The sequence below is a fragment of the Psychrobacter sp. JB193 genome (assembly GCF_002285555.1).
Taxonomy (GTDB): domain Bacteria; phylum Pseudomonadota; class Gammaproteobacteria; order Pseudomonadales; family Moraxellaceae; genus Psychrobacter; species Psychrobacter alimentarius.
In genome coordinates this window covers 994,961-1,021,519 of sequence record NZ_NRGY01000002.1, presented here as the reverse complement: position 1 = coordinate 1,021,519, position 26,559 = coordinate 994,961, and the positions used below count along the sequence as shown (strand labels likewise).

The 26,559-nt window shown below is 41.6% G+C and carries 23 protein-coding genes; 10 read left to right on the top strand and 13 right to left on the bottom strand.

Annotation, left to right across the window (positions count from 1 at the left end):
* Positions 1–49: 49 nt before the first annotated feature.
* Genes CIK80_RS12385 through CIK80_RS12375 form a run of 3 tightly spaced genes read right to left on the bottom strand, consistent with a single transcriptional unit; the run spans position 50 to position 3,615 of the window.
* The gene (locus tag CIK80_RS12385) at positions 50–2,107 is read right to left on the bottom strand and encodes a TRAP transporter permease (RefSeq protein WP_218830330.1); all 2,058 of its coding nucleotides are present in this window, start codon (positions 2,105–2,107) and stop codon (positions 50–52) included.
* Positions 2,079–2,624: a DUF1850 domain-containing protein gene (locus CIK80_RS12380; protein WP_095570232.1), complete on the bottom strand. Its 546-nt coding sequence runs from the start codon at positions 2,622–2,624 to the stop codon at positions 2,079–2,081. Before CIK80_RS12380 ends, CIK80_RS12385 begins: the two co-directional genes overlap by 29 nt.
* Positions 2,602–3,615, bottom strand: coding sequence for a TAXI family TRAP transporter solute-binding subunit (locus tag CIK80_RS12375; protein ID WP_095570231.1), 1,014 nt, complete (start codon positions 3,613–3,615; stop codon positions 2,602–2,604). The genes CIK80_RS12380 and CIK80_RS12375 overlap by 23 nt, the downstream gene beginning before the upstream one ends.
* A 690-nt stretch (positions 3,616–4,305) precedes the next feature.
* Between CIK80_RS12375 and CIK80_RS12370 the strand changes: the two genes are divergently transcribed.
* From CIK80_RS12370 to CIK80_RS12345, 6 genes are all read left to right on the top strand, one after another.
* Positions 4,306–5,262 carry an alpha/beta fold hydrolase gene (locus CIK80_RS12370; protein ID WP_095570230.1) on the top strand — a complete coding sequence of 319 codons (957 nt, stop codon included), beginning with the start codon at positions 4,306–4,308 and terminating at the stop codon, positions 5,260–5,262.
* A gap of 161 nt (positions 5,263–5,423) precedes the next feature.
* Entirely contained in the window at positions 5,424–6,245 is an 822-nt protein-coding gene (gene dapD / locus CIK80_RS12365) for a 2,3,4,5-tetrahydropyridine-2,6-dicarboxylate N-succinyltransferase (protein WP_095570229.1), read from the top strand.
* A 326-nt stretch (positions 6,246–6,571) separates the two neighbouring features.
* Entirely contained in the window at positions 6,572–7,297 is a 726-nt protein-coding gene (queE, locus tag CIK80_RS12360; protein ID WP_095570228.1) for a 7-carboxy-7-deazaguanine synthase QueE, read from the top strand.
* A gap of 54 nt (positions 7,298–7,351) precedes the next feature.
* Positions 7,352–8,500 (top strand): multidrug resistance efflux transporter family protein, encoded by a 1,149-nt coding sequence (locus CIK80_RS12355; RefSeq protein ID WP_095570227.1) that lies wholly within the window; start codon positions 7,352–7,354, stop codon positions 8,498–8,500.
* Between the two features lie 100 nt (positions 8,501–8,600).
* Positions 8,601–9,236, top strand: a complete 636-nt coding sequence (locus CIK80_RS12350) for a trimeric intracellular cation channel family protein (RefSeq protein WP_095570226.1) — start codon at positions 8,601–8,603, stop codon at positions 9,234–9,236.
* Positions 9,237–9,365: 129 nt separating this feature from the next.
* Complete coding sequence (locus CIK80_RS12345; protein ID WP_095570225.1) at positions 9,366–10,031, top strand: trimeric intracellular cation channel family protein; 666 nt, start codon at positions 9,366–9,368, stop codon at positions 10,029–10,031.
* Positions 10,032–10,060: 29 nt separating this feature from the next.
* Here the strand turns inward: CIK80_RS12345 and recJ are convergent, their stop codons facing one another.
* Positions 10,061–11,884, bottom strand: coding sequence for a single-stranded-DNA-specific exonuclease RecJ (gene recJ, locus CIK80_RS12340; RefSeq protein WP_095570224.1), 1,824 nt, complete (start codon positions 11,882–11,884; stop codon positions 10,061–10,063).
* 304 nt (positions 11,885–12,188) lie between these two features.
* On the opposite strand from recJ, the gene CIK80_RS12335 reads away from it, so the two are divergent.
* Complete coding sequence (locus tag CIK80_RS12335; protein WP_062845022.1) at positions 12,189–12,704, top strand: DUF697 domain-containing protein; 516 nt, start codon at positions 12,189–12,191, stop codon at positions 12,702–12,704.
* A gap of 246 nt (positions 12,705–12,950) precedes the next feature.
* Positions 12,951–13,340 carry a hypothetical protein gene (locus tag CIK80_RS12330; protein WP_095570223.1) on the top strand — a complete coding sequence of 130 codons (390 nt, stop codon included), beginning with the start codon at positions 12,951–12,953 and terminating at the stop codon, positions 13,338–13,340.
* A 122-nt stretch (positions 13,341–13,462) separates the two neighbouring features.
* On the opposite strand, the gene CIK80_RS12325 is transcribed toward CIK80_RS12330, so the two are convergent.
* Both CIK80_RS12325 and uvrB read right to left on the bottom strand, forming a co-directional pair.
* Positions 13,463–13,831 (bottom strand): hypothetical protein, encoded by a 369-nt coding sequence (locus CIK80_RS12325; protein WP_062845024.1) that lies wholly within the window; start codon positions 13,829–13,831, stop codon positions 13,463–13,465.
* A 337-nt stretch (positions 13,832–14,168) separates the two neighbouring features.
* Positions 14,169–16,280, bottom strand: coding sequence for an excinuclease ABC subunit UvrB (gene uvrB / locus CIK80_RS12320; protein ID WP_062845025.1), 2,112 nt, complete (start codon positions 16,278–16,280; stop codon positions 14,169–14,171).
* Positions 16,281–16,672: 392 nt separating this feature from the next.
* On the opposite strand from uvrB, the gene dps reads away from it, so the two are divergent.
* Positions 16,673–17,155, top strand: coding sequence for a DNA starvation/stationary phase protection protein Dps (gene dps / locus CIK80_RS12315; RefSeq protein ID WP_062845026.1), 483 nt, complete (start codon positions 16,673–16,675; stop codon positions 17,153–17,155).
* A gap of 164 nt (positions 17,156–17,319) precedes the next feature.
* On the opposite strand, the gene CIK80_RS12310 is transcribed toward dps, so the two are convergent.
* The 7 genes from CIK80_RS12310 to CIK80_RS12280 all read right to left on the bottom strand — a co-directional run bounded on the left by CIK80_RS12310 (position 17,320) and on the right by CIK80_RS12280 (position 24,892).
* On the bottom strand, positions 17,320–18,384 hold the full coding sequence (locus tag CIK80_RS12310) for a cation diffusion facilitator family transporter (protein WP_095570222.1): 1,065 nt from the start codon (positions 18,382–18,384) through the stop codon (positions 17,320–17,322).
* Positions 18,385–18,558: 174 nt separating this feature from the next.
* Positions 18,559–19,113, bottom strand: coding sequence for an acyl-CoA thioesterase (locus tag CIK80_RS12305; protein ID WP_062845028.1), 555 nt, complete (start codon positions 19,111–19,113; stop codon positions 18,559–18,561).
* A 135-nt stretch (positions 19,114–19,248) separates the two neighbouring features.
* A complete protein-coding gene (locus CIK80_RS12300) occupies positions 19,249–19,659 on the bottom strand; it encodes a DUF2177 family protein (protein ID WP_062845029.1) in 411 nt (136 codons plus the stop codon).
* Positions 19,660–19,767: 108 nt separating this feature from the next.
* A complete protein-coding gene (locus CIK80_RS12295) occupies positions 19,768–21,162 on the bottom strand; it encodes a cyclopropane-fatty-acyl-phospholipid synthase family protein (RefSeq protein WP_095570221.1) in 1,395 nt (464 codons plus the stop codon).
* Between the two features lie 99 nt (positions 21,163–21,261).
* Positions 21,262–22,302: a DUF1365 family protein gene (locus CIK80_RS12290; protein WP_095570220.1), complete on the bottom strand. Its 1,041-nt coding sequence runs from the start codon at positions 22,300–22,302 to the stop codon at positions 21,262–21,264.
* Between the two features lie 60 nt (positions 22,303–22,362).
* Complete coding sequence (locus CIK80_RS12285; protein ID WP_095570219.1) at positions 22,363–24,084, bottom strand: FAD-dependent oxidoreductase; 1,722 nt, start codon at positions 24,082–24,084, stop codon at positions 22,363–22,365.
* A 70-nt stretch (positions 24,085–24,154) separates the two neighbouring features.
* Complete coding sequence (locus tag CIK80_RS12280) at positions 24,155–24,892, bottom strand: SDR family NAD(P)-dependent oxidoreductase (RefSeq protein WP_062845033.1); 738 nt, start codon at positions 24,890–24,892, stop codon at positions 24,155–24,157.
* A 464-nt stretch (positions 24,893–25,356) separates the two neighbouring features.
* Here CIK80_RS12280 and CIK80_RS12275 point away from each other — a divergent pair, with 464 nt between their 5' ends.
* Positions 25,357–26,559, top strand: a complete 1,203-nt coding sequence (locus CIK80_RS12275; protein WP_095570218.1) for a pyridoxal phosphate-dependent aminotransferase — start codon at positions 25,357–25,359, stop codon at positions 26,557–26,559.

Sequence of the window (26,559 nt, the reverse complement as noted above, 5' to 3'; positions counted from 1 at the left end):
GTTTGACACAGCTACTCACAGTTTTGGAATTGGTACTGCATATTCAAAATCAAACACTCACCGTTGGTGTAGGTGCTTTACTTGTCTTCATATTCCATGCAGCAATACCAAGAACGATCACGCCACCTGCAATACCTGTGGTAATTTCAGGATAAATCAGTAATAGAGCACCAATGGCTAAGATAACACGAGTCACCGGATTCATGTCTCCTTTAAAATAGCCTTCCAATGCTGAGCTTAAAGCGATGACACCCATGACCGACGTCACAACAACCGTAATGATATCTACAATCGGTGGTAGCGGGAAATCCTTGGCCGTTACCGCTAGACCTGTCGGATCTATCATCAACATCGTTGGGTTATAGATAAACATGAAGGGCACAATAAATCCTGCCAGCGCCAGCTTGAGCGACAAGAACCCGGTTTTCATCGGATCACCACCCGAGATGCCAGCACCAGCAAAGGCCGCCAAACACACAGGCGGTGTAATATTAGCAAAGATACCGAAGTAAAATACAAACATGTGCGCTGATAAGATCGGAATATCAAAACCAGCCAAGGCTGGAGCAGCCATTGTCGCGGTGATAATATAAGCAGGAATAGACGGTAGCCCCATCCCCAAGACCATAGATGCTAGCATCGTTAAAATAAGTGTGAAGAACAGCGATCCTGCACCAAGCGTGACGATAGAGGACGTCATCACTGTACCAAAGCTGGTCAGACTCACCACCCCAATGATAATACCAACGACCGCACAAGCAGCCATTACCGCGAGCGACTGGCGCGCACCATCTTCTAGTGCGCCCAAAATATCTGCAAAGCTCATACGAGTCTCAGCACGTAGCATACTCACTAAGATAGTAAACCCAATGGTATAAGCGGCCGCATAACCCACTGGCACATTTCTGATTAATAAGAAAATCAAGAACACGATTGGCAATAACATATGACCGCGTGCTTTTAACACCTCTTTTACTGCTGGCAAGCTCTCTTTTGCAATGCCTTTTAAATCACGACGCCCCGCCCGAAAATGCACCTGTGCAATTACGCCCAAATAATACAATATCGCAGGCAATAATGCTGCCAAGGCGATCGTACTATAAGGCAGGCCTGTAGTCTCTGCCATAATGAATGCACTGGCACCCATAATTGGTGGCAATATCTGCCCGCCGACAGACGCACTCGCCTCAACCGCGCCAGCAAAATCTTTGTGATAACCAACTTTTTTCATCAAAGGGATGGTAAAAGCGCCTGTACTCACCACGTTCGACAGCGCCGACCCATTAATACTTCCCATAAAACCACTGGAAATAACTGCGACTTTTGCAGGGCCACCTTTTTTATGGCCAGCAATAGCCAATGCTAGATCATTGAAAAGCTGTCCCATCCCTGAGCGTGCTAAGAAAGCACCAAAGAGAATGAATAAGAAGATAAAAGTAACCGATGCACCAATTGCAACAGAATATAAGCCTTCAGTTTTTAGAAATAATTGACCAAAAATATCGCCCATGTCATAAGGACGAGTCAGCAGTCTGTCTGGCATAAAATTCAAATGACTTACAAACGGATACGCCAAAAATATAGCAGCCAATATCGGTAAAATCCAACCTGTGATACGGCGACTTCCCTCTAATACGCAGATAACGGTAATCAAAGAAAATATGACATCTGTCATATTCGCCATGCCCCCACGTGAGGTGACAATGTCTTGATATTCATAGATCAAATAAGCCATCCCCGATAAGGAAAGAGCGAACCAAATCCAGTCATACCAAGCCACTCGCTTGCGGCTGCTTTTTTTACTGGCTGGAAAAATTAAGAAGATAAGCGCAAAACCGACGCCTACATGCACAGAACGCTGTAACAATGCGGGCATCGGGTTAAAGGTGATATACAAATGAAAAAGTGAATAGAGTATACAAATACCAGCGATGAAATACTTTACTGGTCCTTGAGTGATATGACGCGTGATTGACTCTCGATCGTATTTTTCTAATATGGCTTTATTGTGGGCTTGCACCTCAAGTTCAGCGTCGACATTAGTCTTAGAGTCGGTGTTGGAATGTATGGGCAAATCATTATTGTGATCCGTCACTTGGGAGTTCATGACACAAGTCCTTTTCAAATCTATCAATTAAACCATACGTCTTAGGCATGATCACCACTTCAGAATAGTCTGGCACCCATTGATGAATCAAAAAACGATGACCACCGTAATTAATCTCACCTTTGGTCAGTCTAGATACTACCCAATTGAGGTTAGGCAGCTTTTCATCGATTTGATAACCCAGATAGCCAGGTTTTTGTACGGGAGCGAGTTTTTCGGTAGAGGGCGTGCCTGCCCCGAAAGCCTCAAAATAAGTGGTGGTCAGTAGCAATTCATCGTCCATGCGTTGGTATTGCTCTTCCCACCATTGCTTTTCTACAGAATGTATCCAGCGCAGCTCAAAATCAGGGTCGGTAAAATAACAAACCTTGTCGTCATCACCCCCTAGTCCTGCGACTCGTACTTCAACAACAGATTGTTGAGCGAAGCCCACCCATAGAGTAAAAAATATCAGTGCCGCAATGCCTGCTGCGCCACTGACTAACCATAATAATTTATTTGGCTGCTTGTTCGTCATAGTACTTTTTAGCGCCAGGATGAATTGGAGCGACCATACCTTCACTAGCCGTTTCTAGACTGATATCGTTAGCGGCTTGGTGCGCTGTTTTTAGACCATCCAAATTATCAAATAATGCTTTGGTCAACTTATAGCCATCTGCTTCTGACAGATCAGAGCTAACCAATAAGGCATTCATAATGGCGGCGGTTGGAATGGCCGTGTCATTGCCATAAGTACCAGCAGGAATCTCAAAGGTTTTAAAGTAAGGTTTTGACTGAATGATTTCTTTGAGTTTGTTTTGATCGATAGTAACCAATTGCAAGTCTAAGCCCTGCTCTAATTCCATCAACGATGAGTTTGGAAGACCACTACTAAAGAACGCTGCTTCGATTTTACCTGCTTTCATACCATCGGCTGCTTCAGAGAAGCCAAGATAATCAACCGTCACATCATCATAAGTAATCCCGAACCCTTCTAATAACGTTCGCGCATTGACTTCTGTCCCAGAGCCTTGATCTCCTACTGCAATGCGCTTGCCTTTTAGGTCTTCAATATTTTTGATACCCGATTTTTTGGTGGTGACAATTTGCACCACGTTAGGATACAAGACAGCCAGCTGTTGAATATTGGTGATTGGCTTATCAAAGTTGTTTTTGCCTTCGACCGCGTCTGTAACCACGTCGCTGAGCGCCAGCACCATATCAACTTTACCTTGAGTCAATAGATTGACGTTTTCAACTGAGGCACCGGTGGTTTGCGTTTTTGAGTTGACTCCAAAAGTCTTTACATAGACTTCTGATAATGAAGTACCGATGATGTTGTAAGGGCCTGATGCACCGCCTGTCGCGATGGTAAGAAACTTAGTATCAAGCTTATTTTCGTCCGTAGCACTACTATCTGCCGCTGCGCTTTCACTGTTCTCTGAGCTTGGAGATGAGCACGCTGTCAGACCTAAAATGGCACTTAGCATTGCTGATAAAAGTAATGGGGATTTTAGAGAATTGAGCATTGAATTCATCCTTGAAAATAATCAGTTTAATAAATCTAATTGCATTGCTACTGCAATTAACGCATTACAGAGCTGTAATAGTATAGTAATCCTTCTGATAAATAAACCGTGTGCCCTATGCTCAGCTACTCTCAATCATTGCTATTGATGTCGCTAAAACAAAGACACCTAACAAATCTATCCAAATATTCTATACAGCACTCTATGAATATTCGTTTTGCTAAGCGAAACAAAGTTTCATTTGTTAAACTATTTAAGCAAAATTAAGAAACATTGTAAACCTTTATCCTTGTTTAAAAAGAGGTAGGCCCCTATTTAAAAGCTCTTCAGTAAGTTTAATGACTATAAACACAATGCTCAAAACATAACGCTCAATCGTGCGCATCAGTCCGTCAACTTATCAACACAATGACACTATCAAGTTTTGTGGTCTACCAATCTGGTAACATCCACCAATCTGGTAACATAAGCATAGATTTTGAATACATCAGCTAAAAGCAGCTAAAGTGATAAAAAAGAATAAAAAATGTCAGATGATTATCAGTGTTACGTACAATCATTGAAGATGCGACGTATAATAGGCCGATATTTTTGACACACTTTTTTAAGATTACTCTCTATGTGATTGAATAAAATCCAAAACCGTTTGATTAAAATTAAAAAACAGTAACATCATTTAAGGAGCTCGATATGATTAGCCACCCTGATACAAGTAACGATCACATTCTTTCCTCTGACAACATCCACTACTTACATCACAGTTTTTTTGAACCAAGCAATCAAGACATGGCGATAAAGGCCACATTGTTGATTGTACATGGCATGGCAGAACACAGTGGTCGCTATACAGGTTTTGCACAGTTTTTGGCAAATAACGGTATCGCTGTAGCAACTTACGATCAGCTTGGTCATGGTCAGACCGTTAAAACAGAAGAAGACTTAGGTTTTTTTGGTGAAGAACACCCAGTACAGTCGTTGTTAAAAGACGTCGTTGTTATGGCAGATAGCCTAAAGTCTCGCCACCCTAACGTACCGCATTTTGTGATGGGTCATTCTATGGGCTCGTTCATTGTACGCAACGTACTCAAACATCATGCACACAATTTTTCGGGTGCCATTCTGATGGGAACAGCTGATACCAACCCATTGACCAAAGTGTTGCTACCTATTAATCGATTACTGGCACGAGTTGCTCCTAGACAACCAAATAAAGTATTGGGGACAGTCATGAATAAGGTGCTGAATTTCAGACTCGATAATCACACGTCTTCCTCGCCATTTGCTTGGTTGAGCGAGAACCCAGCCAATGTTGCCGCTTATGAAGCCGATCCAATGAGCGGTTTTGACTTTACTAATAATGGCTTTATGACGTTGTTTTCACTCATGGAGACAGGTTTAAACAAACGCTGGTCTACCACGATTGCCAAAAATTTCCCAATGCTATTTATTAGTGGTGAAGAAGATCCAATCGGTGATATGGGTAAAGGCATTCGTAAAATTGTCACGCGCTTAAACAAGCAAAATTTTAGCACCGTAGATATTCAGCTCTATGCCAACATGCGTCATGAGCCATTGCATGAAACAGACAATCAGAGTGTCTATGAGGATATTTTGGAGTGGTTAGAGAGCAATATTCCTAATCGCTAAAGCAGATGTGCAAGTTTACGCTCAACGCGTTTGCTAAAAGTCGCTAAATTAGAGACAATATGGCAAGCAAATTTTCGTCTAAGTCACAAGCTTCATTTCATTATAATAGTTACTTAATAATAGTCACTTGTACTACTCTTTCATCAACATTAGGAACCTATATGTCACTACAACAAACCATCGAACAAGCTTTTGAAAATCGCAACGAATACAGCCCAAGCACCATGCCACAAGACGTTCGTGAAGCGGTCGAGCAAGTACTTGAGCAATTAGATGACGGTACATTACGCGTTGCAGAAAAAAAGGATGGCGAATGGGTCGTAAACCAGTGGGCGAAAAAGGCCGTTTTACTGTCTTTCCGTCTCAATGACAACTATGTTCAAGCCGCTGGCGAACATGTACAGTTTTATGACAAAGTACCGACTAAGTTTGCAGATTGGACCGAAGCTCAGTTTAAAGAAGCTGGCGTACGTGTTGTACCACCAGCCGTTGCACGCAAAGGCTCATATATTGCAGCTGGTGCTGTACTTATGCCATCGTATGTCAATATTGGCGCTTACGTCGATCAAGGTGCCATGGTAGACACTTGGGCAACTGTGGGTTCATGTGCTCAAATCGGTAAAAATGTTCATTTATCAGGTGGCGTTGGTATCGGTGGTGTATTAGAGCCATTACAAGCCAATCCGACTATTATCGAAGACAACTGCTTTATCGGTGCTCGCTCTGAAATCGTTGAAGGCGTGATCGTAGAAGAAGGCGCTGTCATCTCTATGGGTGTGTATATCGGTCAATCTACGCGTATTTATGATCGCGAAACTGGCGAAATTCATCGTGGTCGTGTACCAGCTGGTTCTGTTGTCGTACCAGGTAGCTTGCCATCAGAAGATGGCACACACAGCTTATATGCTGCGATTATCGTGAAAAAAGTTGATGCACAAACGCGTGCAAAAACCGCTGTAAATGAGTTATTGCGTTTAGACTAATCTTAATAACCGATTCATTTCATAATAATTTTTGTCAAAGGTGCTTAGAGCTTTCTAAGCACCTTTATACTGTCAGTAACCCAGTGAAAAATACCGTTTTATATGAGAGAAACATTCTCTTAGTAAGGCATGCTAATCCAAACTGTTTGATGTATCACAATACCAATTAAGACATTTGTGAATTCTCTATTCAAAATATGTTACTCTTCGCAAACAACGGTTTACTGCTCAATATCAGCGTATAATACCAGCGACAAAAGTGATGACTCTAACCTCATTTTTTCATCCTTAATTTTTTAATTCTTACTCCTATACTGTGCCTCTCTATGTCAATCTTACGTAATGCCACCATCCCTGTCACAGATCCTGAAGCGGGTCTACGTTTGACAGAAATATTTTACTCCTTACAAGGTGAAGCGCTGACCTCAGGCTTACCAACGATATTTGTGCGCCTGACTGGCTGTCCATTACGCTGTGTCTATTGTGATACCGAATACGCCTTTACTGGCGGTGAACGTCAATCATTGGATACGATTATATCGATGATAAAAAGCCATCCATGTAAACGCATCTGCTTGACTGGCGGTGAACCTCTCGCTCAACCAAACGCGATTGAGTTGATGAAACGTTTGCTGAGCGAAGACTATGAGATATCGCTTGAAACAGCCGGCGCTCTGACAGTAGAAAATGTTCCACCCGCTGTCAGTAAAGTGATGGATCTCAAAACGCCAAGCTCAGGTGAAGTTGATAAAAACTTATGGTCAAATCTCGACTATTTGACTCAGCATGACCAAATTAAATTCGTCATTATGAACCGCGAAGACTATAAGTGGGCAAAAGCAAAACTGGCTGAACATAAACTCAATGAACGGGTTGGTACGGTTTGGTTTTCGCCCATGTTCAATGTTGGAGAGGATGTTGATGAGGACATCGGTCCTGATGTACCCGTATTGGCACGCGAACTAGCAGAATGGATATTGGTTGACGCTCTGCCCGTACGCTTTCAGTTGCAACTACACAAAATCATTTGGGCAGACGCCAAGGGCAAATAAATAATCTATATAAACGATCTTAGTACATAGTACGTCAAGGATGAAGGTATCGGCATGGTCAAACTAATTTTATTGGGCTTATTAGCGGGCGCATTTTTTAGCTCGACATTTATTTTAAACGAGCTAATGAGCGCGGCTGGTGGGCATTGGTTTTGGTCAGCCAGTATGCGCTATGTGTTTATGTTGCTGATTGTCACTGCCATCATTGCTATGCAGCACGGTTTTGACCGTATCAAAGAACTCATGACTATTTTTTGTCAGCACTGGGTATTTTGGTGTATTACGGGCAGTATTGGCTTTGGGGTCTTTTATACAGGTATTTGCTATGCAGCTGATCATGTTGCAGGGTGGGTCGTTGCCGCTACCTTTATGTTTACTGTCGTAACGAGTTTGCTAGTATTAGTAGCATTTGGACAGCGCTTTGATAAAAAGTTCATTGCGTATGCGCTACTGGTATTCGTTGGTGTGGCCATGGTCAATGTTAGTGAAGGCATGCATGCTGCTTCTGCTTTAGATGCGAATGCCGCATCTATGAAAGATATGCTTCTTTATGGTGCCTTACCGGCGCTGATTGCCGCCTTTAGTTACCCTATTGGTAATCAGCTGGTTTGGCAGGTGTCTTATAACAATCGTAAGCAGCGTGCTGACTTATTATCGAGCCAAGACGGTCATACTTCACAAAATGACATGCATGAGGACACAAACGCTTTGATTACAGAAGCGCCTGTCTTATCAATGGATACGAATTATACGGCAGACGATAGTTTAAACGTCAATCATACCAGCCCGCCCGCTTCTGCTTCATTTTTGCAAACCCTTATTGCCCGCATACCTGCTATCGAAACCAACTTACTACAGAATGCTTTTAACAAAGTATGGCTAATGACACTCGGAAGTTTGCCATTTTGGCTACTCTTAGGTCTTATCATTCGTCCTGATACGCCAGACACTTCGCAGTTATTCAATACGTTGCTTGTCGCTTTGTTAGCAGGTGTTGGCGCTACTAGTATCTTCTTGTATGCACGTGAAAAAGCAGAAACGTCTAGTGAGGTAGCTGGCGTGGATGCGACACAAGCCAGTGAAGTCATATTTGCTTTGATTGGCGGGATGTTGTTGCTGAATAATTCTATACCACCAGCAATGGGTTTACTGGGTATTGGATTGATTATCGTTGGACTAATCCTGTTTGCCAAAGATGGTTAATGGCCATCTAATACAAAACATTTTTAAAATTTTGGTTTAAATTCGGCTTAAGGCAACTGTCCTTAAGCTATTTTTATGGTCACTACTTGGTACTACAACCATGGGCAATGCTTTAATTTTTCCAGATATTTTATTATATTTATTAGATATGGTTGGTGTGGTCGCTTGCGCCATCGCAGGGACATTGCTGGCACAGCATAAAGGCTTAGACATTTCTGGCTGTGTATTGGTATCAATGGTAAATGCCATTGGCGGCGGTACGCTACGCGATATGGCGCTGGACCGTCACCCCTTATTTTGGATGACAGATCTCAATTATGTGATTGTAATTACCGCGACCTCTCTTATTTTACAAATGTTCTTTCATCTGTATCATAAGATTGATAACGCGCTTAAGCTTTTTGATGCGATTGGGCTGGCTGCCTTCAGTGTGATTGGTTTTAAGATCGCTTTGACGCAGGATATGGCTCCTCTCATTGCTATTATGATGGGTGTTTGGACGGCCATTATTGGCGGATTACTACGTGATATCATCTGTAACGAGATTCCACTCGTGCTACAGCGTGAAATCTACATTACTGCCAGTATTGCTGGGTCTGTGACGTATTTACTTTTACAACGTTTAGGTATCGACTCTGGTATCAATGAATTTATTATGCTGTTTGTCATCTTTGCTATACGTATGTTGGCACTGAAGTTCGATTGGCATTTACCGTCTATTCGCCTCGTTGCCTAGGTACTTAGTGCTTAGTATAAATCTTTAATGTGAGTGATTTGATGCAAATATAGTAGTATTGGCACCTTAGTTTTGGTTTAGCATATCCAGTATCGATTGATTATCCTCTAAATTTAATGAGACTTGTTTATGCTGGCTATCGCATTGAATCCTGCAACGCTAATCACCACTTTTGACCCCGGTTCTTTGATATATCTCTTTGACATGATAGGCATTGTGGCTTGTAGTATTTCAGGCACAATATTGGCCAAGCATAAGAAATTCGATGTATTTGGCTGTCTACTTGTCTCCATTGTGACTGCTATCGGTGGTGGGACTGTCCGCGATGTCATTTTAAACCGTCATCCATTATTTTGGATGGTAGACATGAGTTATCTGACGGTCATCACTATTTCTTCATTGGTCATGCAAATATTTTTTCATCCCAATTCCAAACGTGTCAATAAATTCCTTAGACTATCAGATACCATCGGGTTATCTGCTTTTACACTCATTGGTATCAAGGTCGCTGACAGCATGGGAACAAATGTGCCTGTCGCCTTGCTGCTGGGTGTGATTACTATCATCGTGGGTGGCATCATTCGTGACATGATCTGTAATGAGATTCCACTCGTGCTTCAGCAAGAGATTTATATCACTGCAGCATTAACTGGCGGTATTCTCTACTTTGCCCTGCATAATCTTGGTGTAATAGATTGGGTCACAGATATCGCCACAATGAGTACGATTTTTACTTTACGTATGCTGGCGATACGCTATGACTGGCAGTTTCCAACACTTGAATGGAAATATTAAAATACTTTACCTCTCAGACAATTAGTCTCTTAAGTCGTTTTTACTACTGCCAAGTCTTTGACCATCAATTGTAAGCTTTGTTTGCCGTTCCATTCATTGATGTCCAATTGAAACAACAAATGGACACGTTCGGTACGATAATCCCAAATGCTACTATCAAAATTAAAATAGATAGCTTCAATCGGATACTGTACATCAGGATATCGCAGTGATAATTTAAGATGCTTATCTTTTAATATCTTAAAACTCAATACCTCAAAAACGCTGTCAAATATTGGTGGCGCAAAACCATGACCCCAAATGCTGGCATCGGCCAAATGCTCAGCAAACCATAGGCTAAAATCAGTTGCCTGCAACGGCCCATCACTGAATTTCTGTTCTGCAAAAATCTCATCATCTATCTGTGCCATAACATCATTAAAAGCTGTCTCAAATGCTTCGAAGTTACGACGTTTAAGCGTCAATCCTGCGGCCATTGCATGTCCACCGAAGTGACTGATAAGATCAGGATGACGCTCAGCGACCTGCTCAATCGCATCACGAATATGTACACCAGCGATAGAACGTGCTGAGCCTTTGATGGCATCATCTTCGCCCGTCCGCTGCGTATCCGCTGGAGCAAAGACAATACTAGGCAAATAATGACTTTCTTTTAATCGTCCAGCCACGATACCAATCACGCCTTGATGCCAGTCGTCCTGATATAAAACAATACTTCGCTTGTGATTGTTGATAGTTTCTGTTTTAGGCTCAGGCTGCACAATCACATCATCGACTTCGTTACTTTCTATAGCAGCGTCATTACTATCAGTTTCAGTTAATGCCTGCACAATACTATCTGCTTGTGCTCGCATCTCCCCTTCTACCTGACGACGAGTACGATTTAACTCCTCAAGCTCTTGCGCCAAACGCTGCGCAGTACGCCAATCTTCGGTTAATAAGCATTCGATACCGATACGCATATTATCCATACGTCCAGCAGCATTGATACGCGGACCTAAGACAAAACCGAAGTCTTGTGCCTGTAATTTCTTAGGGTCGCGACCTGCTTGTTCTAATAGAGCTAAGATACCTAAGCAACAGCGACCTTGGCGAATAGCAGCCAGACCGTGATGTACTAAGATGCGATTATTTTTATCGAGCACGCCAACATCGGCGATCGTGCCGAGCGCCACTAAGTCTAGATATTGGCTAACTTGCACAGTAGATTTACCCTCTGCACGGCGTAACTTGGCCAGACGTCCAAGTACATAAAAAGCCACGCCCACCCCTACCAGTGCTTTACTAGCAAAACCACAACCAAGCTGATTTGGATTGACCACAGCTTGGGCTGGCGGTGTTTCTTTAGTAGTCAGATGATGATCAGTAATAATAACGGTGATGCCATCCTCTTGTGCGCGCGCTACACCTTCATGGCTGGAGATACCGTTATCTACCGTCACTATTATATCTGGCTGATAGGTCTTGATACCCAGCTCAACAATTTCTGACGTTAGACCATAACCATACTTGAAACGATCGGGCACTAAAAAATCAACCACAGCACCCATTTTGGTGAGTGCGCGCATCATAAGCGCGGTACTGGTTGCGCCGTCACAATCAAAGTCGCCAACGATTAAGATGCGTTGACCTTCATCAATTGCTTCATCTAACAGACGGACTGCTTCTATAACACCGTGCAAATTCTCAGCAGGTAACAATCCAGATAGTCCAGTATCAAGTTCTGAAGGATCGGTGATACCGCGACCTGCATATAAGCGAGCAAGCGTTGATGATTGAGCAGCAAGGGGTTGCAATGCGAGCGGTAACTCGTCGATGCGAGTATGGGTATAACGAGGGGTTAAATTTAGCATTTGCCTATTCTACTGCCTTTAGCAGAGGCTCACAATCACAATTTTTGTCATACTTGTTCATTTTTTTACCTCAAAATACGAAGATAAGAGCTATGATAAAGCGCTTATTTCGGTGAATATGTCAAAAAACTCATTATTATCCTACTTAAAAATCTAACTATTTACAAAAACGGTGCATAGTTGCTGTATTTTTCTGCATTTTGCTACAAAGCAATGATTGTATACGGTTTATAAATCCATAGAATGGTAGCCATCTGCACAACTTGTTATTCATTTTTTAATTTTATATTTATAAGGATATCCCATGAAAACCACACCACTTGCTGAAAAACTACCAGATACTATTGACCCAAACTTAGATCTTGAACAAGTAAAAAAAGAATGTCAGAAGCTGGTAAAGAAGCGCGCTAAGATATCTGCTGGTGTAGCTATCGTCCCTGTTCCGTTTTTTGACGTTGCAGTTGATGCTGGTATGCTTACGCAGTTGGTGCCTGAAATCAGTGAGCGTTTTGGTTTGATTGAAGGCCGCCAATCAGCAATCGATTTGCAATCTAGAGCTGTACATTGGAGTGCATTAAAAGACCGCACGGTAGATTTTGCTGGATTGATGGCAACTCGCGGTATTGTTAAGAAAACCATTCAAGGCTTTGGTGGTCGTATCGCAGCCAAGCAAGTTACCAAATTTGTTCCTCTTGGTGGACAGTTAGTTGCAGCAACAATGGGTTATACTATCTTCAAGAAAATCGCAAACGATCATATCAATGAGTGCTATAAACTGGCCAAAGACATTCAACAAAAACAACATAGCAAAAATGTCTAAAATATAGCGTTTGTTCGAATAAAACTTAACCAGCTAAGATGTGTTGTCTTAGCTGGTTTTTTAGATTCTGATCAATAGTCATGTCAGGTGTTAAACGCAAATTTACAGACAGTAAGATCTCTTATCTTATAAGTTTTGAATAACCATTTTAAAAATATGCAATAATTATAAGCTAAGCCCAGCTATTTATAGTTAGATATACGTATTTTCGCTGTCATATCAATCAAAACTTTAGAGGATTTATCCATGAAAAAACGCTTTGCTTCAACCATTTTGCTTGCTACCCTCGCTTTAGCTGGATGTACGACGACAGATGGCACCAATAACAGTGCAGGCAATGCTATCGGTACAGCAAACGACATTGGTATGAACGTTTTTAAATCAGCAATTGATAATCAATGCCGTAGCCAAATTGAAAAACAAAGCGCTTGGCGTATTGCCAGCGTTGCTATGACTGATACGCAACAAGAAGCAGTGAAAAGCAATGTTTGTGGCTGCGTGAGCGAACAGGCACCGCAGCAAGTCACACTGGTTGAACTCGGCAACGCTGCCATAGATTCACAATATCGCACACAACTGGTGGCAAAAGTCGTCGCAAAATCTCTACAAAGCTGTTATGCAAGTTTCACCAAATAAGCGTATCGAATAAATACATAAGTCCATAAAAAGGAGCCTAATATAGGGGCTCCTTTTTATTTCCAAGTCTGTTATACAGACAACATTTTATATTTAAAATAAACGAGCTTATATTGAAAGTCTTAAATGTTAGAAGGCTTAGACGGCAGAGATGCAGGGGAAGGCAGTACTTTATTGCGACGGAAGTATTTAGAAGAACCCTCAATCACTTTGTCTACTTCTTTTATTAAATCTGCAATCACATCATCATAAACACCGTGATATAGCTCGGTTTCAAAGGCAGTAAACGGGTGCTTACGTGATGCTGAACCTACCTCAGTAATCCCATGTTTGGTATAAAAAATATCCACTCGACCATCGCTGTTGAGGACACAATTTAACAAACCATCTGACAATTCCATCTGTATACGCTCAGGCATAAAAATATAATCATCTACATCAATGAGCTTCTTTTCTACTTCTCTTTTAAAAAATGATTTGATATCAAACATAGAGCTTTCCTTCACTTTAAATTTATAGAATATGTGAGCACGCCTGACTTTGTTATCGTCGTCCAGCATTTATCCATCTGCTTTTTAGGTCATGCCTTATCTACACATCATATAAGATATATGAATATATTTTAAGGTGCGGTATGTAAAACTGCGTTTGATGTTAGTAAAAATAAAATATTCATATTACCAGTATTTAGACTTACCAAAATCTGGCTTAAATACATCTCGCTCAAGTACAATGATAGCTCTTTCATTGTTTGATTGATAAAAAAGTGAGCCACAGACTATGCAACTCACTTTTAAAACTTAATAGTACTCAAACCAAACTAAGCCGTTAAATCAAATGCGCTTTAAGCTCAAGCACTCTATCACGAGTTTTTGCCGCTTCCTCAAACTTCAAGTCACGAGACATTTGCTGCATTTGCTTCTCTAAACGTTTAATCTCTTTGGCAAGCAAATCTGGGCTACGTAAAATACTGATATCCACATCAGGTAAATTACTCTTAACCGGAATGGCCTGATTATCATTAGCATCCAAGCTCTCGCCCGTATCAATCTTATCCGTAATACTACGGCGTGCGCCTTTTGGCGTGATGTTATGCTCAAGGTTGAAAGCAATCTGCTTATCACGGCGACGATCGGTTTCGTCTATCGCCTTTTGCATACTTGGAGTAATGCGATCGGCGTACAAAATGGCTTTACCATTCAAGTGACGCGCTGCACGACCAATCGTCTGAATAAGTGAGCGCTCAGAGCGCAAAAAGCCTTCTTTATCAGCATCAAATATAGCAACCAGTGACACTTCAGGCATATCCAAACCTTCACGTAAAAGGTTGATACCAACCAAGACATCGTGCACACCCGTACGTAGCTCGTGGATAATCTGCATACGCTCAACCGTATCAATGTCCGAATGCAAATAAGCCACTTTGACATCGTATTCTTTAAGATAACTGGTCAAATCCTCTGACATACGCTTGGTGAGTGTCGTAATCAATACACGCTCATCTTTTTCGCGGCGCTTGGTAATCTCTGACAGTACATCATCCACTTGCGTCAAAACAGGACGAATTTCAATCTCAGGGTCAATCAAACCGGTTGGACGTACTACCTGCTCGACCACCTGTTCGCTATGTTCTAGCTCATACAATGCTGGTGTCGCACTCACATAGATGGTTTTGGGCTTGATACGCTCCCACTCTTCAAACTTCATCGGGCGGTTGTTCATCGCACTTGGCAAACGAAAGCCATAATTGACCAAGTTCTCTTTACGCGATCTATCCCCTTTATACATCGCACCAATCTGTGAGACAGTGACATGCGATTCATCAAGGAACAATAAGGCATCTTCGGGAATATAGTCAAACAAGGTGGGCGGCGCTTCTCCTGATGGACGACCAGAGAGGTGCTGCGAGTAGTTTTCGATACCGTTACAGTAACCAAGCTGCTGAATCATCTCAAGATCATATTGTGTACGTTCTTTGAGACGCTGCGCTTCAATCAGTTTATTGTTATCGCGGAAATATTCTAATCGTGGCTCTAATTCTTCACGAATGGTATGGCTAGCAGCTTCTAGTTTATTGCGCGGCGTCACATAATGCGATTTGGGATAAATCGTAATACGCGGTACACTGCGTACCGTCTTGCCTGTTAAAGGATCAAACCAAGTGATTTTCTCGACTTCATTGTCAAATAAATGCACGCGCACTGCTAGCTGCTCAGATTCGGCGGGATAAATATCTAACAGCTCCCCACGCAAACGATACGTACCACGACCAAAATCCAGCTCGTTGCGTGTGTATTGCATCTCAACCAAACGCTTAATCGTCGCGGTACGATCTATCTGATCGCCAACCACAACATGCAATAGCATTTTTAAATAGCTCTCCGGATCACCCAAGCCATAAATACAAGATACTGACGCGACAATAATCGCATCGCGACGCTCTAATAACGCACGCGTGGCAGACAGACGCATCTGATCAATATGATCGTTGATGGCACTGTCTTTTTCGATAAAAGTATCACTGGCCGCAACATACGCTTCAGGTTGATAATAATCATAATAACTGACGAAATACTCAACTGCATTGTTAGGAAAGAACGATTTAAACTCGCCATACAACTGCGCCGCAAGGGTTTTGTTGTGTGCCATGATAATGGTTGGACGCTGACATTCAGAGATGACCTTGGCCATCGTATAGGTTTTACCAGAGCCAGTCACACCAAGCAGCAACTGCTCATCCATGCCAGAATTGATACCATTCACAAGCTTCTCAATCGCTTGTGGCTGATCGCCTGCTGGCTCAAAATCTGTCACCATCTCAAAGGCACGACTTGATATTTGCGTCCCTGACGCATTGACACCACTAATTTCAGCTTCGCCTTGTAGCTGAGTGGCCAATTGGTTTAACTGACGCGATGAGCGAGGTTCAGGCATTCTCATAATAGCTTTCTTCTTATTAAAGTTTATAACAATATGGGGTCTGAGAAGCGGTTTTTAAAGGCTTTGTAGAGGATAGTCATGAGCCTTATCTTATAAGCATACGCTTATTTCCCCACTCAAAATATAAGTGTATAAAGATACTATTTATTGAGAAATAAACCTTTCACCGTTGTAAAAAACGCACATAGCATGGGCTAAATTTACAAAGAATTTCACGATTAACAAACCCATTACACGACCACCTAACAAAGCATAACGCTTGAGGGTTTTATCTTTTGTAGAAGCTGCTATTATCGACAATGAATTAACAAGCAGTCGTTAAGTACTATATTAATAACAAAATATTAATTAGAAAATTTAAATTTAATAAAACTAAGAGAACGGAGAAAATTATGAGAGAACGTTTCGCAAGTGGAATTTCAGACGATACCGCCAAAAAAATGATTGATCTATTGAATGCAAACTTGGCCAATGTTATTGATTTAACCTTAGATGGTAAGCAATGTCATTGGAACCTACAGGGCACTGGATTTATCGGTGTGCATCAATTGTTAGACGACACAGCAGATCGTATTCGTGAAGTATCAGACATGATTGCTGAGCGTATTGTTATTTTGGGTGGTCAGCCAAACGGTCTAGCCAGTCGAGTAGCTAAAGATTCTATCTTAGACGATTATCCAACTGATATCACTGAAGTGGATCAGCATGTTCGTGAAATCACTAGCCGCTATAAAAAAGTAGCTGAGACTCTACGTAAAGCTATCGACACTGCAGGCGATGCAGGTGACGAAGATACCGCTGACCTATTAACAGAAGCCAGTCGTATTATTGATAAAGACGCATGGTTCATTGGTGCGAATGCTCCAAAGAAATAATACTTGGTAATGTTGGTTGATGACCAATATAACTAGAAAGGAAAGGGTCGCTTACTATAGCGACCCTTTTTTTATATTGAACTTTTATAATAACTATAGAGTACAGATATAACTTGTTTAACATCACTTCTTATGGCTACTACTGAGCTATCAATAACCATAAGCTATTGAGTCACCAGATCTTCTTCTAGAACCAGTACGTCTGCATTGGGCACTGATAGCGTTAAGATCGCCTCTTGAAACAGGGGGTTAGCACGAAACTGGTTTTCTATGTCTTCAAATTTTTGTGCAAGCTCTTTTTCTTTTTGATTACCAGCGATATCTACTGCTGCCACCATAAATATTTTTTTAGGCCCTACCCATTCTAAATGTAGATACGACACACTGTCTATGTCTGGATGAGTAAGTAACTCATTCAAGGCATAATCATGTATTTTTTTAGACACCTTATACCCGACCAAAAAATCTCTATTGCGGCTGATTAAAAAGATAGCCACTGCACCCAATAGTAGTCCGACGATGATAGAGCCTAATGCATCCCAAAATGGCTCACCTGTATAAGCATGCATACCCATTGCTGCTGCTGCAATGACCAAACCTGTCACTGCGGCCAAATCCTCAAAAAACACCCCACGCAATGTTGGGTTTGAAGTACTAACTACGTAACCAATAGCGCTAATATTCATAGCTTGACCATGTTTCTTGCTTTGTAGGTACGCTTGGACAAGCGAAAACCCTTCCAGTAGAAAGGCGACCGCCAATACAATAAATCCGATAGTATAGTTAGTCTCACTCTCCGCTGCGTTCCACTCGGTGATACCCGTATAAATGGAGACGATAGAGCCTGCCATAAATACACCGAAAGCTGCAATCATCGACCAGACATATGACTCCTTACCATAACCCAAGGGATGACTCACATCAGCAGGTTTTACTGCCTTTTTTTCGGCAACAATCAATAATGTACCATTGCCTGCATCTGCCCAAGAATGCGCAGATTCTGCAATCATAGAAGCAGAACCTGTCATAAATGCGGCTATTGTTTTTGCAATCGCAATAATAACGTTTGCCCCGACGGCAATTAATACAGTAATCAACGAGCTAGAATGTTGCGTGTCTTCATTGTCACTAGAGTGGTTGCTAATTTTATTAGGACCGCGTACACCGCGCGATATTGGTTGAACGGACGCAGAACGGCGTGAATTGTTTTTTGATGATCTTACACTCATAGCAGTCTCAATAAGGTAACCAATGGCTTACCATGGTTTTGTACAATATCTTTATTTTAGTAATGCCTAGAAAAATCCAAGTTGAGGATAACCTATTCCCACATATAGTATCAGTGGTTTTTTAGTGTTGGTGGCTCATGATTAAACTTGTATGAAAAACGATGAGCTAACGCGTTACTTTGAGTGCTCCTCATTATCGTAAGTTAACTCTCCTATCATATTCTCTAAGTCACAGCTTGGACGATGCGAGCTTTCCATACGCAAACTTTTACGCTCCAATGCTGCATCAGCGCGACACTGCTGCATCTTATCTTTAATGATAAGCGGAGGTACAGTCGTAGGCTTACCTTTATCGTCGATCGCAACCATCGTAAAATAGCAGCTATTCGTATGGCGCACCGTACGAGCGCGCACATCTTCCGCTTCGACACGGATACCAATCTCCATTGAGGTATTGCCCACATGATTGACACTGGCAGCAAAAGTCACAAGCTCACCCACATAGATAGGCTCACGGAACATGACTTGGTCAACAGACAATGTCACGACGTAACTACCACTATAACGGCTGGCACACGCATAGGCGACTTGATCAAGCATTTTGAGCAAATCACCACCATGTACGTTTCCAATAAAATTTGCCATATCAGGTGTCATAAGTATTGACATATATAGTTCATGGTTCAATGGCGCTTTTTTAGCAGTCGAGCTGGTATTATATTGCGGCATAACTTTCCTTGCGATTGTCTAAGACTTATTTTATTTCAAACATTACTTGTACTGTAGCAAACAGCTTAGCGCAAATAGGTACCTATCGGCCAAAGGTCTGAACTACATAAACACATATTTTTATAATAATTTCAATTAGCTTAACCAGTGAAAGCGGTAGGCAAGCCAAGCAACGATCGCACTGACCGAACCTGTCAAAAAACCACCCCAGATAAAATCAACCACTGCCGTATCTAATGTAAAACCTTTATACAGTGCCAGATTGGTGAAATCATATGTCCCATAGGCCATAAGACCAATCAATCCACCAAGTAAGAAAATATGACCAATCGAAGCACCTGCCTTGATTTGTGGGTATAAAATCAATATACAAAGTGCCAGTATGTAGAACATATAAAACACGCCAGCGGCGATCATATTTGGTTCATCAGCCAATAAATGACCAATACGTGACTCATAAAAAGCCCCTTTCATGGTCGTCAACCAAACTGCATCAACGCCCAAGAATATGACGACAGCGGCAAGATAGATAAATACATAAGCCATATCAACGTCCTTTTATTTAGAGTATGTTAATCGCTGCTCACAAGGCAACCAGCGTCTTATTTAAATGCACCGTCGTTATTATCATTGGCCATAATGACAACTACCTTATTAACTATTAGAGCTATCAAGGACGGGCAAATCAACAAAGTGCATCGTATCGATGTTATTCGGCTTGACTGCTGTCAATTGTACCACGCCAATTGTGCGCTCTAAAAACCCGCCTTCGCAATAACAGAAATAAAAATTCCACAAGCGTATAAAGGCATCATCATAACCCAGTGCTTCGATTTCTTTACGCTGAGCCATAAAAGCAGCGCGCCAATCGCGTAGCGTATATGCATAATCAAATCCGTAGTCGTGCAGCTGTTTGATGACCATGTCCGTCTGCTCAGCAAACTGATTGTTGAGCTCTTGGTTTGAGAGTAAACACCCCCCTGGGAAAATATGAGTCTGTATAAAATCCACTGACTCTAGATACTCTTGGTAATTTTGGTCATTAAAAGTAATCGCTTGCAATACCATCAATCCTGTCGGCTTAAGCAAACTGTTGCACTTGGCAAAAAAAGTTGGCAGGTACTCATGTCCAACGGCTTCGATCATCTCAATACTAACCAACTTGTCGTACTGCCCTGTCAACTCACGATAATCTTGCTTAAGTAAGGTGATTTTATCTGATAGTCCTGCCGCTTTTACTCGGCGCTGCGCCTCATCATACTGTGCATCAGAAATAGTAGTGGTCGTGATTTGACAGCCGTAATGTTTGGCTGCATAAATGGCAAAACCACCCCACCCTGTGCCAATTTCTATCACATGGTCATCAGCGGTCAGTTGTAATCGTTGGCAGATAAGTGCCAATTTATGCTGCTGAGCATCAGCAAGTGATACCTCAGGCGTACGATATACAGCCGATGAATACATCATCGTTTCATCTAAAAAACGCTGATACATATCGTTGCCTAAGTCATAATGTGCAAGAATGTTTGATTTAGCACCAGATTGATCGTTGCTGCGTAGCTGATGCTTGGCTTTTTCAAATGCCTTACTCACACCAGCAAAGCGATTTTCTAGCTTATTTAGCACTGCTAAGTTACGAGCCGCTAATCGAATCAGACCGGTCAAATCATCCGTATCCCACTCAGCGTTGATATAGCTATCTGCTAGTGCGATAGAACCACCGAATAATAATTGACGATAGACAGCACTGTCGTGAATCGTTAGCGTGACGTGTAGTGAATGACGGCCGACATCCGAACTGCTTGCTACACTGGTTGCTACATTACCAAAGCTACTTTTGGTAGGGGCTTTCTTACCAAAGGCTTCGATTAAAGTCAGACTACCGAACTGAATATGTGTTAATGCTCGAAATATAAGCTTTCTTGCTAATTGATTGACCCCATCATTGACGGGTTGCAAGATAACACTTTGTTTTACTACTTTATTCAACCGTTCAGATAACTTTTCTACTGCTGAGATAGGTGCGCGGTCGGTCGGTCGTGCTGGCATCGTATGCGGATCCTTATTTAAGGTATTTTATGTATGAGTATTATGTTTAAAATATTTTCTAAATATTCAGACATTAGTTATTTTTTTTAATATCACTCATTAAGAGTGCGGTTTTTTAGCATTTGCCTTACTTTGTTTACTATCTGCCAGTTTTTCATCATAGTTGATATAGGGCACTTTTTTGATTGCATAAAGTTTGAACGCATGCCAGTAAATACGCATTAAAGACGTGATATTCATCAGCGGATTTTTTTTTAAGCTTGTGCGGACAGTGTCATCTGTCATTGGTACACCTAATACTTTGATGCCCGTTTTTAGTACCTCACCGCGCTCGTCACTGATATCAATAGCAATGCGAACCTGCAAACCTAAATCCGATTGTGAATGTGCCCTCTCGTTTTTAACTTGCTTCACCGTAACCTGCCAGCGATATAGCTGATCGATAGGGTTAAATGGTGACACGTGAAAGTCTTTATCATGACAAAACTCAGTGTCTTCACCTTCCAATAAAAATCCATAACAATGGCGTTTGTCCCATGGTGTATTAGAAACCTCAGCCAATAAGTGAGTAGGCGTTTGCTGCTCATCAAAACCCAAATAAAAATTGACGGGACTAAAGTAAAAACCAGCATTACGGCAAACTACAAGTCCAAGCATATCACCTACTGGCGCGCTACCAGCATGAATAGTAAATGCGTGGCTTAGACGCTGATGTAATGCTTGTACGTGATTCAAATCATCATTAGTACTATTATTGCTTAGGCTATTGAACCCTTTTAAGTAGTCGTTAGGATAAAACTGCTGCAATGCTTTTTTGCGCGCTGAGAACAATGGCAGCTTTTTTGATAGCAAATTCTTTAGCAATGGCTGCTTCAAAGAGGGTTTACCCGATGGCTGCTGTTTTCTTAAAGCTTGACTCTGGTTAAAAACGGGCACACCTATCTCAGGCAACTCCTCTCCTCTAACCAATGCACTAATATTCACACCCCAATAGCGATAAGGATAGGTAAACTTATGCGCGCTTGGCAATAGTCGACTGTGCCAAGTCGTCCCTTCAAACAACTGATGTGACAAGGCAGTAGTACCCTCAAAAGCTTTGTGGCTTTTTGGAACATCAGAATACTGAAAGGGTATGGTCATATACATTCTCTTTTGTCACAGACAATTTTTACGAGTGCTTCTTATCAGTCATTTTTGTCATCATTTAAATTTACGGCGTCCAAATAACCATCGTTTCTTAGTTGCATGGGTATCAGTAGTTGAGTTCTGTAAGCGATCTATATATTCAACCAATTCTTGATTGGTCGTTGCCGTAGCGACTTCTCGCTTATTTAATTTACGCAATCTTGTATCCGCTTTTATCGGTAAGTCTTTATAACGAAATGGCGTATTTGCACTATCTGCATCAGGCAGGTGCGTCGGATCAACTTCCTCTCTTATGTCGATATCATAGCCAAGTGATTGGCATACTTGTAAACCACTGCGTACGCCATCTTCGTGAAATCCATTGAACCAATAAGCCCCGCAAAAATGCGTATGCAAGCCATTGCCAGAGATACTTGACCATTTGTTTTGAGCAGCAATAGCTGCTTTATCAAATACAGGGTGACTGTAATCGATACGCTTAATCACTTGCTTGTCATCGATATCATAATTGAGAGTCACCAAATAATTATGCTTTTTGGTAAGACGCTGCAAAATATTCATGTGGTACGTGAGCACAGGTTTGACTGGTATTTTACTGTCGCTCGTATCTTTGTTAGCGTTGGCACTTACTCCTGTACTCAAGTCGTTCTCGTCTATCAGGTAATTCCAACTTGCCCAAGCTAACGGTTTTTTAGGCAAGACGCTGGTATCAGTATGAAGTACTGCCGTATTGCCAGTAAAACGAAAATGACTCAGAACGTCCGTTTCATCCATGCTGGCATCTTTGAGAATTTTGAGCGCAGTATCAGCATGACAAGCGAAGATGACTTCATCGAATACCAGATTTTCGCTGCGGTTCTTTGAGTTATTCGTGGTCTGGACTGTCAATATTACTTGATCATGCTCACGTAACACAGACTGTACTGGGCTGTTTACTCGCACCTTCCCGCCTGCTTTGATAAAACGTGGAATCAGTTTATTGATGTATTGCTTTGAGCCACCCTTGATCGTAAACCATTGCGGACGATTGACCACATCTAGCAAACCATGATTATCAAAGAACTGTGCAAAGAACACTAATGGGAAATCTTGCACTTCATCCAGACTGGTTGACCAAATGGCAGAAACCATCGGCAATAGATAGTTATCTAAAAACAGCTTACCGTAGCGTTTTTGAGCAAGATAACCGCCAAGCGTTTGCTCGGTAAAGGTACTAACGTCTTGTCCTTGTACACGCGCTGCTTCATAGTCTTGACGAAGCTGTTTGATGTGCTTATTGAACTGTAAAACATCTTTGATGAACTGCCAAAACTTTGGATTCAATACATTCTTACGCTGCGACAATAAGGTATTTAGCGTATGGCCATTGTACTCAAAATGACGCGCTGTATTTTTTACTGAAAAGCTCATATCCGTCGCTTGAAAGGGCACTTTTAAATCATACAACAGACGAAAAAAATTCGGATAGGTACGCTCATTAAAGACAATAAACCCTGTGTCTATTGCACTACTTTCTGTGTTACTGGTTTTTGACTTTTTACCATCTTGTAACGCCACATCAATGGTATTTACATGCCCACCGATGTAGTCATTGGCTTCAAACACAGTCACATCGTGTTCGCTGATCAAATAATGCGCACAGGTCAGTCCCGACACGCCTGAGCCAATGATGGCTATACGTTTTCTAGATTGAGGCTGATCATCGCTTTTTATCGTTTTAGTATTTTGCTTCGCTGTCTTTAAGTTACGTGCTTGCTTTAAGCGATGAAACAACATAGAGGCGTTCCTATCCGTATGGTTGACTTATTTTTACTTATTAAACTACCTATTTGGCAGTCATCATGCGTTATTTTTTATTGATCTTTTCACTGACTTGCTGCCAGACCAAATCTGGTAATGTTCCTAGCGCTTTTAGTGGTAACGTCAGCTTTTTGGGAAATTCGATCACTTCATGACCGCTATCAATACCATCACGAATGGCTTGACTCGCCTGCTTCGTGGTTTGAATAAATGGCATTGGGAAATCGTTTTGTTTGGTCATTGGGGTTTCAACAAACCCTGGCACCACAAGGCTAACCGCAACATCATGCGGTGCCAGACTGATTTGTAAAGTTTTCATTAAATAATGAACAGCTGCCTTTGAGCTTCCATAGGCTTCTGCACGGGCAAAAGGTACATAGGCTGAGGCTGAACCAATACCAACCAAGCGACCTTTTGACTCAATCAGCTTAGGTAAGACGCCTTCAATGGCATGCGATAACGTACCTAGGTTTACTGACATGACTTTCATAAACTTAGCACTATCAAAGTTTGGCATATCCAGATATTCGCACATACCTGCCCCGCAAATTGCCAAATCAACCCTGCCAATTTTACTAAAAGCTTCAATCACCTCTTCTTGATTCATCAAATCCAACTCAATGGTTTCGGCGCCCAATGACTTAAGCTCAGCCAGTGCATTATCATCACGACCAACCGCATAAACATGATGGTTTTCTGATAAATAATCTTTAGCCAGTTGATTACCGATACCAGAGGTTGCTCCGGTGATGAGAATGTACTGTTTTTCAGTAGATGCTGTCATAGTAAGCGTCCTTTTAATTATAATTTTAGTCAGATATTTGCCATTCTCTCAATCGTTGAGTAGTTATTTTTCACCTACTTATGATTGATTGCAATATTCAAGATATTGGTCAAATATTTTTAAGGTTTTATTCATCTTATTTAATATATCTAAATAATGATAGCGTAAGGAGACGTATTTATTGTTGTGGTTTCGAAATCGTGTCGTATAGTCATGTCAAATCTTATGTACGCTATCTATCATCATAGTATTCCTCTAACTTATATGTTTGCGCTCATATAGTCGTCATCTTCTGTTACCGCCAATATAAGACAGTGCAATAACAGCATGCTACAATCTCCACTGCTACACTCAAAGCGCCTATCGTTGTCGATGGTCACTAAACACGTAGTACCTGCACAATAATTTAAAAAGCGCTATCCCTAGTAATAGATTTACCTACTCCAATATAAAAAGGATCTCTCATGAGCGAGTTACAACTGTCTGACCGCGTTAATAGCATCAAACCATCACCGACTCTAGCGATTACGAATAAAGCCAAAGAACTAAAAGCGGCTGGTAAAGATATTATTGGTTTAGGCGCTGGTGAACCAGATTTTGATACACCAGAACATATCAAAAAAGCAGCAATTGATGCAATCAACGATGGTTTTACCAAATACACTGCTGTCGATGGAACGCCAGAGCTCAAAAAAGCCATCATTGAGAAGTTCAAGCGCGACAATGACATCAGCTACGAACCTAACGAAATTCTTGTGTCAGTTGGTGGTAAGCAATCATTTTTTAACCTTGCACAAGCTTTCATCAATCCAGGCGATGAAGTTATCATCCCAGCACCGTACTGGGTCAGCTATCCTGATATGGTTATCATCGCAGAAGGCGTGCCCGTCATTGTCAAATGTCCTGCTGAACAAGACTTTAAAATTACCGCTGAGCAATTAGAAGAAGCGATCACTGACAAAACCAAGATGCTGGTATTAAACAGCCCATCTAACCCGACTGGTATGATATATACGTTGGATGAGCTAAAAGCCATTGCTGAAGTACTGAAAAAACATCCACACGTTTATGTGGCTTCAGATGATATGTATGAGCACATTCGCTGGACGGGTGATAAGTTTTACAACATCTTGAATGCAGCCCCTGAGCTTAAAGATCGCGCCATTATATTAAATGGTGTTTCGAAAGCATATGCAATGACAGGCTGGCGTATTGGTTATGCTGGTGGCCCTGCCAAGCTGATTGGTGCAATGAAAAAAGTACAATCACAATCAACCTCATGCCCAACATCTATCAGCCAAGTAGCTGCAGAAGCTGCTATCAGTGGTGATCAGAGTGTATTAGAGCCAATGGTTGCAGCGTTTGAGAAGCGTTGTGATTTGGTGGTAGATGGTTTAAATGCTATCAAAGGTATTACTTGCCTACGTCCTGACGGCGCATTCTACGTCTATCCAGAAATCAAACCTCTGATAAAAGCTGCTGGTTTATCATCATGTACTGAGTTTTCAGCATGGTTGTTGGAGAAAGTGGGTGTAGCAGTCGTACCTGGTGATGCTTTTGGTCTTGGCGGCTACATGCGTATTTCTTATGCAACCGATGAGGCAACGTTAAAGGATGCTTTATCTCGTATCGAAAAAGCGGTTGCCGATTTAGACGTTGCTGAATAA

Coding starts and splice junctions, on each gene's coding strand:
- CIK80_RS12305 (WP_062845028.1), bottom strand. CDS start 19,113: ATGCCGCAATATAATACCAGCTCGACTGCTAAAAAAGCGCCATTGAAC.
- CIK80_RS12375 (WP_095570231.1), bottom strand. CDS start 3,615: ATGCTCAATTCTCTAAAATCCCCATTACTTTTATCAGCAATGCTAAGT.
- CIK80_RS12345 (WP_095570225.1), top strand. CDS start 9,366: ATGCTGGCTATCGCATTGAATCCTGCAACGCTAATCACCACTTTTGAC.
- recJ (WP_095570224.1), bottom strand. CDS start 11,884: ATGCTAAATTTAACCCCTCGTTATACCCATACTCGCATCGACGAGTTA.
- CIK80_RS12300 (WP_062845029.1), bottom strand. CDS start 19,659: ATGGCTTATGTATTTATCTATCTTGCCGCTGTCGTCATATTCTTGGGC.
- CIK80_RS12385 (WP_218830330.1), bottom strand. CDS start 2,107: ATGAACTCCCAAGTGACGGATCACAATAATGATTTGCCCATACATTCC.
- CIK80_RS12285 (WP_095570219.1), bottom strand. CDS start 24,084: ATGTTGTTTCATCGCTTAAAGCAAGCACGTAACTTAAAGACAGCGAAG.
- CIK80_RS12295 (WP_095570221.1), bottom strand. CDS start 21,162: ATGCCAGCACGACCGACCGACCGCGCACCTATCTCAGCAGTAGAAAAG.
- CIK80_RS12330 (WP_095570223.1), top strand. CDS start 12,951: ATGAAAAAACGCTTTGCTTCAACCATTTTGCTTGCTACCCTCGCTTTA.
- CIK80_RS12350 (WP_095570226.1), top strand. CDS start 8,601: ATGGGCAATGCTTTAATTTTTCCAGATATTTTATTATATTTATTAGAT.
- uvrB (WP_062845025.1), bottom strand. CDS start 16,280: ATGAGAATGCCTGAACCTCGCTCATCGCGTCAGTTAAACCAATTGGCC.
- CIK80_RS12355 (WP_095570227.1), top strand. CDS start 7,352: ATGGTCAAACTAATTTTATTGGGCTTATTAGCGGGCGCATTTTTTAGC.
- CIK80_RS12290 (WP_095570220.1), bottom strand. CDS start 22,302: ATGACCATACCCTTTCAGTATTCTGATGTTCCAAAAAGCCACAAAGCT.
- CIK80_RS12370 (WP_095570230.1), top strand. CDS start 4,306: ATGATTAGCCACCCTGATACAAGTAACGATCACATTCTTTCCTCTGAC.
- CIK80_RS12335 (WP_062845022.1), top strand. CDS start 12,189: ATGAAAACCACACCACTTGCTGAAAAACTACCAGATACTATTGACCCA.
- queE (WP_095570228.1), top strand. CDS start 6,572: ATGTCAATCTTACGTAATGCCACCATCCCTGTCACAGATCCTGAAGCG.
- CIK80_RS12380 (WP_095570232.1), bottom strand. CDS start 2,624: ATGACGAACAAGCAGCCAAATAAATTATTATGGTTAGTCAGTGGCGCA.
- dps (WP_062845026.1), top strand. CDS start 16,673: ATGAGAGAACGTTTCGCAAGTGGAATTTCAGACGATACCGCCAAAAAA.
- dapD (WP_095570229.1), top strand. CDS start 5,424: ATGTCACTACAACAAACCATCGAACAAGCTTTTGAAAATCGCAACGAA.
- CIK80_RS12275 (WP_095570218.1), top strand. CDS start 25,357: ATGAGCGAGTTACAACTGTCTGACCGCGTTAATAGCATCAAACCATCA.
- CIK80_RS12280 (WP_062845033.1), bottom strand. CDS start 24,892: ATGACAGCATCTACTGAAAAACAGTACATTCTCATCACCGGAGCAACC.
- CIK80_RS12310 (WP_095570222.1), bottom strand. CDS start 18,384: ATGAGTGTAAGATCATCAAAAAACAATTCACGCCGTTCTGCGTCCGTT.
- CIK80_RS12325 (WP_062845024.1), bottom strand. CDS start 13,831: ATGTTTGATATCAAATCATTTTTTAAAAGAGAAGTAGAAAAGAAGCTC.